Genomic DNA, 12,555 nt, shown 5'->3' on the forward strand with positions numbered 1-12,555 from the left:
ACCAGTTCCAAAAAAAGCGCTGTAGATAGGGGGTGGGAGAGTAGATGGATGGATGAGAGAGTGGACGAGTAGCCACTATTTAGAGAATTGGTATAAGCCCTTTTCGAAAGTCAAAATAGATGGAGGCTAGGAATTCAAATCAGTCAGTCAACAGAGTGCCGTATTCCATACCTTTATTGTTCTGGCTTCAACAGTTTTTCAAATGTGGTATGTGCTTCTAGACTGCCTACCACTAGAAGGCGATCTCCCGCTGCTAACGTCATTTCTCCCGTTGGATAGCGGTGCAGGTGTTTGTGGCGTTCAATTGCCATGATGGTAGCTCCAGTCGAACGGCGTATGTTTGCCTGAGCAAGATTTACCCCTACCAAAGGTGAATCTAGCGGTAGACCGTACCAGCGTCGTAGCAGTCCCTCAATAGCAGCCTCTAAATCAGTCGCGCCCCAGTATTCTGCCCGCTCTGGCAGAATGTCTCGATATCGCCTGTTGCGGTAGCGATTGACTACCTGGTGCACTTCAAATGTCGAATCTCCCAGTTTCAACAGCAGGTGTGCCCCCATTTCTAAAGAGGCTTCAAACTCCGGCTGTACTACTTCCTGGGCTCCGAGCTGGTAAAGAGTATCAATCTCTTCATTGCCATGCGCCCGCACAGTGATATCTAGGTCTGGGGAAAAATTCAACGCCCGGTTCAAGGTGAGACGGGTTGCCATCGGGTCAGGCAGAGCGATCGCCATAGCTTTTGCTTGGGCTAGACGTGCTTTTTCTAAAACTAGCCCGCTAGACGCATCACCAATCAGGTAGGGAATTTTTCGTTCTCGAAGGGACTGCAGCACTGCCTCATTGTTGTCAATCACCAAAATTTTATAGCCCTGAAAATACAGCATTCGCACCAGGGTTTGCCCAACTCTGCCGTATCCTGCAACGACTACATGATCGGCTAGTTCTTCCTCCAGCCCAAGGAGGCGTGGGGAGTGGTTCAACTGGAGAAGATTGTTGAACCAGGAGATCTGTTCTAGCCAAGTCAGCATATAGGGCGTGGCCTTCAGCAGAAACGGCGTAATCAAAAGTGTCGCTACTGTGGTTCCTACTATCAGCCCATACAGGCGGGACGAGAAAAGACCTTGTTGTTGTGCCACGCCCGCCAACACAAAGGAAAACTCCCCGATTTGGTTAATCCCCGTGCCGACGGTCAACGCTGTTTTGAGGGAATAACCAAACAGTTTCACGACTCCTGTCGCAATCACTGCTTTGCCAATCATTGTGACGGCAACTAACCCGATTAAGACCCAACTATTGGCCAGCAAAAAGGCGGGATCGATCAGAATGCCAATAGATGCAAAAAATAGTGTCGCAAACACATCCCGCATGGGAAGCATCCGATCTAAAGCGTGATCGGCATACTCCACATTAGAAATCATTAATCCAGCAACAAACGCGCCCATTTCGATCCCCAAACCCAGTGCAGAGGTGAGGAGGGCAATTCCTAAGCAGAGAACCAGAATCCCCAATAAAAATAACTCCTGGGAACCGCTGCGGGCCAGCGATCGCACTACTAGAGGAATGATCCACTTCCCGACCAGGATAGCTCCGCCCAGAAAGAGCGCAGCTTTGAGCAACGCCATCAGTAAGGCCATCCCGATCACACTGCTGGGTTGGGTGAGCGCAGGAAGGATGGCCAGCATGAGGCCTACGCCCAGATCCTGCGCAACCAAGATAGCTAGCATGATCTGGCCGTGGTTGGTTTGCACCTCATTGCGCTCGATTAGACTCTTCAACACAACGGCTGTAGAAGATAGGGAAAGCACCGCTCCTAGGAAAACCGCTTTGGGGATCGTTTCAACCCATCCAGTCAGGTAGGCCAATCCGCCGCCTAAAACGATGGTGAGCAGAATCTGGAGCGTCCCTCCTCCTAACGCGATTGTCCGTATTCGCAACAAGTCTTTGAGGGAGAACTCAATCCCTAAAGCAAACAGCAGCAGCGCTACTCCAATGTTTGCGAGAACCTCAATATCTCCTTCCAGGGTGATGAAACTGAATCCAGCTGGGCCAATCAGCATTCCACCTAAAAGGTAACCGAGCAGCACAGGTTGACCCAGGCGACTGGCTAAGAACCCTCCGGTGGCAGCGGCTCCCAGCACCGTTACCATTTCTACAATCAGCGTCAGCTCTCCAGCCATCTAGGTCTTCTGCCAGAAATATTTTTTGTATCAGGTGCAATTAATTACAGTTAGATCCGGATGTTGCTGTACGAGCCGCTCCAATAGATCGGTATCTTCTGGCTCTAATCAATTGGCTGGAGGACTATGAGGTAGGTGGCATCAAGCTAATACCGAGAGCGCATTTCCTGCTGACGCATCGGCATCGCATCAATGGTGCGGAATAACAGCGCTAGATCAACCGGGGATTGGCTCCGCTGTTTTTCTGTCCCATCCTTACCCACCAGAATCACCGAAAACTGGTCAACAGGGACTCCAAACTGTTGTCTTAGCCCTGCTACTGATGCTGGGCTAATGGGCTCACTATCGACTCGGCTTTCTCCAGTTCCCAAAACTTCCACTAACTTGAGGTTGCGATCGCTAATACCTGTCGTGTCTGCCTGCCATGTCTGCATCTGCTGTTGATAATCAGGTGAGTCATTTGAAGGTGCAAAGACCAGCACAAGACGATGCTGCCATTGATAGTCGCTCAGCTCAAATTGATGTTCAGCCTTTGAGGTCACGCTGGTTGCCTCCGAATGCAAAGAATAAGCAAGGTTTAACCCATCAATCATAGGGGTGAGGGGCTGAGGGTAGCCCTGGCCCTGTAGAAGGCCAGAAAGGGCAAAAAGCATAGATAAGGACTGCATCGCTCGGACGGAAACTACCTCTTCACTGTAGACAAATGTTTGTGGCAGGGGCTAATTCTAAGGTGCGGGCTCTAAAACGGATAGGTCAAGCAGACAGGGGAAAACCTGCTGCCAGCAGCCAGCCGAAGAACAGAGCAGAGCCAATCGCGTAAACCCAAGAACGATTCAACGATCCTGCAACCAGAGCCAAAACTCCCATCAACGGGGGAAACAGCGGTAGGAGCAGATACATAAAGCCCAACTGAGGCAGAAAGTTTAGCGTCAGCACGAAGCCACCAACCAAGATGATGGTTTGTCCTAGCCACCAAAGGATGCGCTTGCTGACTCCAATGTTTTCCTGCACTACTCCAGAGGCTAGAAACCAGGGAAGACATGCGATCGCAATCGGCAGCCACAATCTCAATCGAATGGGGATTAGCCACCACTGAAGCCAGACTACCTGAGCCATTGCACCAAAGGCGACCCAGAGAACCCCAAACAGCACAATCCCTAACCCAACGGTGCGAAGGGTAGGACGAGGCACCCGCCCCAGCACTGCCAGCCAGGTTAATCCTGCAATTAGGAACCAGACGCCCACTGCGCCCCCCACTTGAACCCCGCCTAGATCCTGAAGATTAAGCCGCTGGCCCAGCAACACAAGTCCTGCGGTTGCCGTCAGGGGCGCGACTCCTAAACCTAACCAACGTTGGATAGAAGATGTTTTGACAGTTGTTCTGGGTTGCCCGAATAGAGGAGCCACTGCCGCCAATCCTACTAACCAACCCAGCAGATGCAGGCCGTACCAACCCATCCGCCGGTCAACATACTGGCTGTTACTAGGTCTCTCAAATGTTGCATCTAACCAACGCAGGGCTGCCTGATGGCTGCCGTCACTAAAGAGGATGGTAATGTGTTCCACACCGGGCACGACAACAAGTTCTCGTCCCTGTCCTGCTGCTAAATTGGTATCTTCTCCCCCGGCCTGTGCCAGTAGCCGCTCGGCGTTGGCAATAAATCTTCCCTCCCCACCGCCTGCCTGCAGCTGAAGATTGCGGGGAGTTTGAGGCGTTATGTTCGCTCCGGTTGGGGAAACTGCTACTGTTGCAGCAAAGCGATCTGGGCTGCGAACGCCAGCCGACATCACAATTCCGCTGCCCATTGAGTGCCCTAGAAGTGCCAGACGATCCCGATCAACCTGGGGTTGTTCTAATAGAGCTGCCAAAGCAACGTCCAAGCTTTGCTGCAATTGATCCCGCTGCAGGCGAGCTCCATTGGCCCCATGCCCATTAAAATCCCACAGCATTACCGCGTAGCCTGCATGAGCCAGTACATGCCCATAGCCCAGCATCAACTGCTTGGAACCCGCAAAACCATGGGCCACTAGAACGCCCGGTACCGCTCTCGCCCCTTGAGGAGCCAGGTAAAGCAGGGGAACACCCGCCCGCTGGAGCGATCGCACCTCTAGATTGGATCGGGCTCCAGCGATTCCCAGCCATGATGAGACAATCAGCAGGCTTGCCAGTACTAGTAGCCCCAAACGTTTATAGTTCAAGTTCACGTCTAATCTTCACCGGCTTGTACTATTACTCCTATCACCCTTATCGACCTCAGCCAATCGCTGCAAACGTTAAAGAGATACCAGAATCTAAGCTAACGATTCTTCTACCAAAGAGGCTGTCTTACTAGCTGGCATTAGCATAGGGACATGCTGCCGCAACTTTCCCAGACTCTTTTTCGACGCAGGCTGGTCTATGCAATCACCCTGCCTATTGTGCTCCTGCTTTTGCTGGCAGGGGTTTCCATTCTGCAAATTGCTCGCCTTTTGGATGCTCTCAACTGGATAGACCACACCGACCGGGTGATCTCCCAATCAAACTATGTCCAGAAGCTGCTGCTTGATATGGAAACCGGCGTGCGGGGTTACCTGTTAACTGGCGAGCCGGAATTTCTAGAACCCTACGAGCAGTCCAGCGTTATTACTGGCTCCTCGTTTGACGAGCTACAGCGGCTGGTTTCAGACAATGCCAGCCAGAGCCAGCGGATTGAGCAAATTGAGACCGAGTACGAGGAGTTGAGCCGTTTAATTGGGCCTGCCGTTGACCAGCGGCAGCAAGGAGAAGTAGAGCTCCTTTCCCTGCTACGGTTACAGAAACAGAAGATGGACCGGCTACGGCAGCAGATTTCAGATTTCATTGCTGTAGAAGAACAGCTGCGCGACCAGCGCAGCCAGAGAGCCCAGGAGACCACTGAAGCTGTAGTTGCCACGAGCCTAATACTGGCTTTGGCTGTAGGGAGTATACTGGCCTACTTGATTCGCCGCTTGGTGCTAGGAGTCTCTAGTAACTATGAAGAGGCTTTGCAGACTGCTAGACAAGAAACCGAAGCCACCCAGCGCTCGGCTCAACGGCTAGCTGTATTGCATGATATTGATCGCTCTATTTTGGCTGCTGAATCTAGCAGTGATTTGGTGCGAGGCGCTTTGGTTCACCTGCGGCAGCTAGTGGCGAGTCAGCAGGCGCTGGTAGCTTTGTTTGACCCAAGCAGCCAGCACGCCCAGATTCTAGCAGGCAGTGCCGAGGCAGAGTTGTACCCGGCTGAAGGCATGGTTTTACCCCTAGAGGACTGTGCTTCAGGGGACGAGCTAGAGCACCCTCAAGTTCGTTACATAGAGGATTTGACAACTTCTGAGCAGCCTCTGTCTCTTTACGAGCAGCTGCACTCTAGGGGCATTCGCAGTTGCCTAAGCATTCCTCTGATGGTACAGGAGAAACTGATCGGCGAGTTAGCCCTTGCTGCCGCTGCTCCCGCTGCTTTTGACGAGGAGGCTAGGATTATTGTTGAGGAAGTGGCGGCGCAGCTTGCGATCGCACTTGAGCAGTCTAAGCTCCGAGATCAGCTGCAGACCTATGCAGCGGAGTTAGAGCAGCGAGTAGAAGAGCGCACCCTGCAGCTGCAGGAAATGAACCAGGAACTAGAAGCTTTTACGTACTCAGTCTCCCACGACCTGCGGGCTCCGCTTCGCACTATGCAGGGCTTTGCCCAAGCGCTGATAGAAGATTACGGCGACCAGATCGATCCTCTGGGGCAGGAGTACATCCAGTCCATCATCAAAGACTCGGTGCAGATGGAAACTCTCATCTCAGACCTACTGGCCTACAGCCGTCTGACCCGACAGGAAATTAATCCGCGGCCGACCCAGCTAGCCGCTGTGGTGCAGGAAGCGCAGCAGCAGCTTGCCGCTCCAATTAAAGAGAGCCAGGCTCAAATCACCCTCAGCAGTGAGCTGCCGGTTGTTTATGCTCACCACTCAATCCTGGTTCAAGTGATCGTCAACCTATTGAGTAATGCCATAAAGTTTGTGCAGCCAGGAACGCCTCCTCACATTGAGATTTATGCTCAAGAGGAGAGGCAGAGCCAGCAGGATTGGGTCAAACTGTGGGTGTCTGACAACGGCATCGGTATCGCTCCCAGATATCAAGAGCGCATTTTTCAGGTGTTTGAACGACTGCACGGCAATGAGCGCTACGCGGGTACGGGCATTGGTTTGGCAATTGTCCGCACTGGCATAGAGCGCATGGGAGGCTCTGTTGGGGTTGAGTCTTACCTAGGCCAAGGCAGCCGGTTCTGGATTGCCCTACCCAAAGCTGTTACTGCCTCTCGTTCCTCCCATGGTTCAAACCCTGAACATTCTGCTCATTGACGACAACCGCAGCGACCGAATGCTGGTGATGCGGGAACTACGCCGGGAATTTGCGCAGCTCCAGGTAACGGAGGTTATCGACGCAGATGCGTTTGAGCAGGCGCTGATGGGTGGCTGCTTTGATACTGTCATCACCGACTACCAGCTACGCTGGAGCACTGGGATAGAGGTGCTGCGAGCCGTCAAGGCTCACTATCCTCAATGCCCTGTCATTATGTTTACCAACACGGGCACTGAGGAAGTTGCAGTCGAAGCCCTGCAGTCTGGGCTAGATGACTATGTACTCAAGGCCTCTGGCCGCTATGTCCGCCTGCCCGCCTCCATTCGCCTAGCCCTACAACGACAGCAGCAAGAGCAGCAGGCAGCCCTGCTCGAAATCCGCCTGCAGGGGTTGCTCACTCGGCTCAAGGTAGGCGTCTTTCGCGCTGGGCTAGACAATGAACTGATTGAAAGCAATCCTGCTTTTTTAGAAATTTTGGGGGCAGAGTCTCTCGAACAGGCCAATATGCTGGCTTTGCTTGATTTGCGCGAGTGCTACCGACTCCATAAGAGCCTGCCGCCCTCCCAGCCGCTAGAGCAGGAGGTGCAGATTTGCCGCCCCGATGGCGTCCAGGTATGGGTGTTGCTGACCACAGCGCTCAACACAGTTGCTGGGCAGCCTGTTGTAGACGGCCTGTTAAAAAATATCACTGAGAGAAAGCAAGCCGAGATACTCCTTTAGCAGATTAATACTGTGCTGGAGGTGTGCGTGGGAAGCGCACCATCGGGAGCAGAGGGGGCTAGTGCGATCGCACTTCAAAGCACACTTGTCTTGATCTTCTTCAGCTAAGGCTCGCCCTCCTCCGTACAGCAGTCCAACAAAGGTTTTTCTGCCAGATCTTCTAGCCCCACACTGGCGTGGCCCAACAGCACCGCCCAACCAGCATCCAAGATAGGGTCTGGTGCTGTTAAACGCAGTTCGGCTAGCCCAGTCAGGGCATCGTACCAAAAGCCCTGTTCTGCCAGCAGAGCAACGCGCTCTTGAGCAGCGGCTTCCCTCAGCTGAGTTTGCAGTTCCTCCGAGAGGGCACGCCGTACAACCAGCCCTCTAACCCGAAACCGCGAACGATTCTCTGAGTCGCAAATAAAGTCAAACTGCCAGTTATAAAGCCTATCGACTTCTAAAGGAGGGGCCGTTTCCGGCAGCCGAAAGCGTGCCACCCCATCGCGACCAGACACCGCAAAGGTCGTGCGATAAAGTTCCTCCTGGGTAGGCTCATCCCGCAAGATTAACCGCACTGAGCTAGCTTGATAAGGCAGGTACAGCCAAAAAGTCGGGTGCGATTCTAAGGTTTCACCCCAGTTAGTCGAGGGACTGATGGAGGTAAATGGAGTTGCGGCCCTTCTGCACAACGGTCTACTGCCTAGATCGCTGGTTTCACCAGGGGCACCCCGATTAGGCGGCTCGTATTGAACCCATTCCCCCGCCTTAGGCTCCGGCGGAATGGACTGCTCACAGCCGCAGAGAGCCAACCCCAGCAGCAGCGTCAGTCTTTTAAGCAAATTGGTTCGTAATCCTCGCGTTTTTTGAAACATGCCCTGTCCTCCTCCAATAGACTGCTTGCAGTTCTGAATCAGGCGGGCCTGTTTTTTTGCACCCTATACAGCAGCAACCCGCTGCTGCTGCCAACTAGCGCCAAGGCCGCAGGCACCAACGGTACCCAGAGCCCTTGAATCAATAGCCCTAGACAAGCACCATAAAGCAGCACAATGCTAACTCCCAAGCCTAGGCTCCACAGCTTAAATCGAGACAGCTTCCACCCAATTCCCCCCCCGATCAAAGCCCAACCCACCAGCCACAGTCCCTCAGCCCAGCCAGGTAAAGCGGTTAGTACAGGCCGCTCATCCATAGCGGCTGCAATCAGATGATGAGCCATCTCAGCCTGTAGGAAAACACCTGAGGTTTTTTGTAGGGGCCACTGTCTTGCCCCAAATGGGGTTAAGAAATAGTCAGTGGGGTTAGAGATTGGAGCCGTCACGCCCAGCAGAACGACCTGGTCTGCCAGGTTTTCTAGGACGACCTCATCTCGCAACAGCGCTGATAGAGAGAGGCTGCGCGGCGCAGAACGAGTCCGGCTGTAGTTGAGCAAAACTTGAAAGCCCCAGTGATCGGCCTGATGATACGGTCCTGTATTGCTTTCCAGCGGAGCAAACGTAGCCTTACCCAGCTGTAGACGGTGATCTGCCAGATTTTCAGGGTGAATGTCTGCCTGTTCTAAATAATGAAAAGCGACTAGGGTACTGAGGGCAAAACGAGTCGCACAGGGGCTATTGGAGCTAGGCTGCATAAAAAGCAGATGCCGTCGAATTACTCCATCTGGATCAACGACCACGTTGCTAAAGCCCAACCGTTCATCTGGGACATTAGGTGGTGAGGGAATTCCAGGCTTATTCGGGTTGTCTGGAGTGCCCACGCTGCAGAGGGCAATTAAGTTGTCGGTTTCGCCCAAAAGCTGACCGAGCTGCGGGCTTGCAGGGTCTAACTGAGCCCGAAAGATATCTAGCCCAATTACACGAGGCTGATATTTTTGGAGTTTTTGAATGGCCTGGGCCAGCACAGCATCCGGCAGGGGGTAGCCATACTCATTGAGGTCTGCTTCCGTCGCTTCCACAACCAGCACCCGCTCTGGCAAAATTTCGGTCGGACGCTGACCCATAAGCCAATCCAGTGCCTTTAGCTCCAGCGGCTGCAGCACGCCCAGCCAGCGGCTAGCGCCAACCAGCACCGCAGCAGCCAGGCTGGTCAGCATGACTACGGGCAGTGTCAGCGGCACACTTTCTTGAGGTTTGGTAGGAGATTGGGCTGGTTTGGGCTGCTGCAGATGCTGCCAGTCTGGGGGAGCATCGGGCATCGCCTGAAAAATGGCGGGCAGCCAGCTAGCGCAGGGAAATTCTCCCTCTAGGCCCTGCAGCCGCTCCCGCGCCTGCCGCTCTGCCAGATAAAGGGAACTGCCCGCAGCATAGGCCTGCAAGAAGTGGCGTAGGAACACCTGGGCAATGCGATCGGGCACAGGCTCGCGCATTACAATCATGTAAGGCAGGCCCAGTTCCTTCAGTGTGTAGGCCAGTCCCAGTCCTTCGCAGGAATTGAAAATGGCGAGCTGCAGCCCTTGAGTAATCGCCTGCTTCAGGCCGTACTTGAGTTCTTCGAGGCTGAGGCTCTCCTCGGGATTGAGGTGAATCCGTCCAGTTGTTTCAACAGTTTCGCTGTGGCCTGCGAAGAAGAGAATGTCCCAAGGGGCTTCCCAAAGCTGGTCGTTGATTTGCTGCCGCTGAGGCTCCACCAAAAAGGTCACTGCCGCCTGAGGCAAAGACTCTAGCAGCTGCCGGTCGATGGCTACATCAATGCCTGCGCTGTGGCCCAAGATCGCAAGAATTTTGACTACAGGGGCATGGCGAGTCGGAGCTGGGTTCTCTCTGCGCTCAAAGGCGGGGAGGCTGAGCGCTACTTCTGCTTTAGGATAGCGGTCAACAATATCCCACAAATGCCAGGGCATTTGGTGAAGCTGGGCGCTAGCAGTGCGAATCAGTACTCGGACAGTATCTTCCCGCTGAAGCTCTTCCCGCAATTTCTGGTCGATGCTGCGAAAAGGGTCGGATGCCATCCAGTGCTTGAGACGCTGCCGCAAAGTTTTAGCGCTCTGCTGGCAGGTTTCTAGCGAGTGGATTGAGCCCAGGTAGACAATTTCTTTGGGCTTGATGCGAGTTGGGCCTTTGAGGCTGTGGTAGCTCTGCTGCCAGGATTCTAGCGCCTTCAGCAGCTCAGGGTTGGAGGGCAGCGCGCCCAACACTTCGATGGCAGGCCGCTCTCCTTCAGGTCCAATTTCTAGGGTTGCCTGAAATCCGGCCTGCTCCAAGTCTCCTTCTAGCTTGAGGGTAACTAGCTTGCCTGTCATGGCTTTAGATTACGAAAGCCTCAATCATGCTGGTATTGCCAAGGGTCAGTTTGAGGCTGAACTGCTCGCCAATGGTACCCGTGAATCGGAGCCGGATGGCTTCTGTGCTACGGGCCTCTGCCTGCATCACCTCGGTGTCTAGATCGTCTAGCACAAGCAGATGCAGATGGGGGGGAAGATAGCGCTGGTCGCCTGTAGGGCTAACCTGGACCCAGATTTCCATTTCAGATTCGGGGAGGGGGCTGAGGCCGATAGTGAGCTGAATGGGCGAGCCCTCTGCCTCGGGTAGCTGAATTTGCTTACGCCGCTGTACCACAGGCGGAGTGTCTGCTTCTAGAGGCCGCTCACCTCTAAAACCAAAAGCAGGCTGTTGGGGAGTCAGGGCTTGCTCTACCGTTTGCCAGCCTGCCGCTGCTAGATTTTGCAGCCACTGACTGAGTTGAGATGCGATGGGCGGAGACTGGCTCTCAGGAACCGTCGCAGCCCCCGTCTCACTACTCCCAACCGGCGCTACAGCAGCACACTTTTCTAGGTGTTCAGCCAGGGTCTCTAGGGGCTGTAGCTGCTCCAGCGGCACCCGCTCAGTGCTGACACTGGCAAGAAACCCCAGCAGGGTTGCCTGCCTGAGATCTTGATCGAGCTGCACCGCAACATAGCCAATGCGATCTTGATGGGTCTCGGGAGGGACATTTAAGGTGGTGGCTTCTGGCAGCACAGGGCGGCACTCCAAGCAGCCTCGGTGATTGACGAGCAAGTCTGCCGTATCTAACAAGGTCTGCTGAATCGGGTTCCAGCTTTTACTGTGGGCTAGATCCGTGTCGATGGCTAAGCAGTCTAGATAAAAATTCACGGCATAGACTGCCAAGGTATTGAGATAGACCTGTTTAGCTTTGGCCGGATTGGCGTGCTGCTGACGAAAGCGCTCTGCTTGGGTGTGGGCTGTTAAAGCCAGCGGAACTGAGAAAGTGGTGGCGTCATCGGGGTAACTCATAGATGGTGCTTCCAAAACGTAAATGGCGGTTATAGCAGTTCCTGAAATTTGGCAGAGAATTTGTCGCAGCATCGCTGGAAGAAGCTGCTGAGGGTCGGAATTTTAATCCCCAAATCTGCTGAGATCTCTTCCCAGCTTTTCCCCATCAGCCGCGCCAGGGCAATAGTTTGGAAGCTGGCATCGGGGCGGTTTCTAACATGGGTTGCTTGAAAGTCTCCGTCGGGGTCGGCTCTGATATAGTCGTGCACGTTATCGGCTAGAGAGGGGGCTGTTTCGGGTTGGGGCAGGGTTTCGAGGTCGTTTAGATTGGGTAGGGCTGTGGTGTTGCGATCGCTAAATTCCCGCCGGCACTCAATCAAGGTGCGATCTAGCCGAAAGTTGACCCAGTTCATAAATTTCTGGGCTTGGCCCCGTGCTGGGTCGTAGCTGTCGATGTGTCGGCATAGGTAGGCTAGGGTCTTGTTGACGGCCTCTTCGTGGAGCAAGTCGTAGAACTGGGGAGAGAACTTGCCCCGGTGGGGACGGGCCAATCGGCCTGAGAGCCGGATGGCTTCTACTAGCTGCATTAGGGCATGGCGGCGCAGGGCGCTTTGGGGGGGATGGTTTTGGGCTTCGAGGGCAATCTGTTTGAGCTGGTTGTCGTCGAGGATTTTGCGAGCCGCTTGGTGCTGTAGGGCGGTAGCCCACTCTCGAGCTGGCAACGCTTGGGAGTAAGTTTTGAGGGCAGGGGGCAGATCCTGCAGTAGCTGCTGTCGGAGGCGCTCGCAGAGCTCTTGGTAAATCTCTGTAAGGGGCTGTCCCGCAGGCGGACGGCCAATTTTTCGAGATCGCAACAGAATTTCTGCAATAGCTGCAATGACTTGCGATCGCTCTGCCGCTGCTACATCAGCCTGTTGAGCCTGCTGAATCAGCTGCTCTAGTTGCGCTTCCATAGGGCAAATCTCTCACGAGTTGGCGACCTTTGGCCGAGGCACTCTTTATCCTCCTAACTGTAATGGAGGCCTTCCGATTGTGGCTGGAAATCGTCAACTCCATAGCCGGGATTACTGTTCTTAATGGTCGAGAGAGGGCAAGGTATAAAACTGTACATAGTTCTGAGCTGAATGTG

Annotated in this window: 9 protein-coding genes; 2 read left to right on the forward strand and 7 right to left on the reverse strand. The window is 54.0% G+C overall.

The features are described from left to right. Positions 1–173: 173 nt before the first annotated feature. The 3 genes from H6G13_RS17630 to H6G13_RS17640 all read right to left on the reverse strand — a co-directional run bounded on the left by H6G13_RS17630 (position 174) and on the right by H6G13_RS17640 (position 4,373). On the reverse strand, positions 174–2,174 hold the full coding sequence (locus tag H6G13_RS17630; RefSeq protein WP_190485148.1) for a cation:proton antiporter: 2,001 nt from the start codon (positions 2,172–2,174) through the stop codon (positions 174–176). Positions 2,175–2,320: 146 nt separating this feature from the next. Further along, positions 2,321–2,716, reverse strand: coding sequence for a DUF4174 domain-containing protein (locus tag H6G13_RS17635; protein WP_190485150.1), 396 nt, complete (start codon positions 2,714–2,716; stop codon positions 2,321–2,323). Positions 2,717–2,927: 211 nt separating this feature from the next. After that, entirely contained in the window at positions 2,928–4,373 is a 1,446-nt protein-coding gene (locus H6G13_RS17640; RefSeq protein WP_190485386.1) for an alpha/beta fold hydrolase, read from the reverse strand. 153 nt (positions 4,374–4,526) lie between these two features. Between H6G13_RS17640 and H6G13_RS17645 the strand changes: the two genes are divergently transcribed. After that, positions 4,527–6,521, forward strand: coding sequence for a CHASE3 domain-containing protein (locus H6G13_RS17645; RefSeq protein ID WP_190485152.1), 1,995 nt, complete (start codon positions 4,527–4,529; stop codon positions 6,519–6,521). After that, complete coding sequence (locus tag H6G13_RS17650) at positions 6,490–7,242, forward strand: response regulator (protein WP_190485154.1); 753 nt, start codon at positions 6,490–6,492, stop codon at positions 7,240–7,242. The genes H6G13_RS17645 and H6G13_RS17650 overlap by 32 nt, the downstream gene beginning before the upstream one ends. Positions 7,243–7,346: 104 nt before the next feature. Here H6G13_RS17650 and H6G13_RS17655 read toward each other — a convergent pair whose 3' ends face one another. The 4 genes from H6G13_RS17655 to H6G13_RS17670 are packed head-to-tail and all read right to left on the reverse strand — an operon-like array spanning position 7,347 to position 12,379. Then, positions 7,347–8,096 carry a DUF928 domain-containing protein gene (locus H6G13_RS17655; protein WP_190485156.1) on the reverse strand — a complete coding sequence of 250 codons (750 nt, stop codon included), beginning with the start codon at positions 8,094–8,096 and terminating at the stop codon, positions 7,347–7,349. A 38-nt stretch (positions 8,097–8,134) separates the two neighbouring features. After that, positions 8,135–10,456 carry a CHASE2 domain-containing protein gene (locus H6G13_RS17660; protein WP_190485158.1) on the reverse strand — a complete coding sequence of 774 codons (2,322 nt, stop codon included), beginning with the start codon at positions 10,454–10,456 and terminating at the stop codon, positions 8,135–8,137. Between the two features lie 4 nt (positions 10,457–10,460). Next, on the reverse strand, positions 10,461–11,447 hold the full coding sequence (locus tag H6G13_RS17665) for a DUF1822 family protein (RefSeq protein ID WP_190485160.1): 987 nt from the start codon (positions 11,445–11,447) through the stop codon (positions 10,461–10,463). A gap of 29 nt (positions 11,448–11,476) precedes the next feature. Further along, on the reverse strand, positions 11,477–12,379 hold the full coding sequence (locus H6G13_RS17670) for a hypothetical protein (RefSeq protein WP_190485162.1): 903 nt from the start codon (positions 12,377–12,379) through the stop codon (positions 11,477–11,479). Positions 12,380–12,555: the final 176 nt, after the last annotated feature.

It is taken from the genome of Pseudanabaena sp. FACHB-2040, assembly GCF_014696715.1.
Taxonomy (GTDB): domain Bacteria; phylum Cyanobacteriota; class Cyanobacteriia; order Phormidesmidales; family Phormidesmidaceae; genus JACVSF01.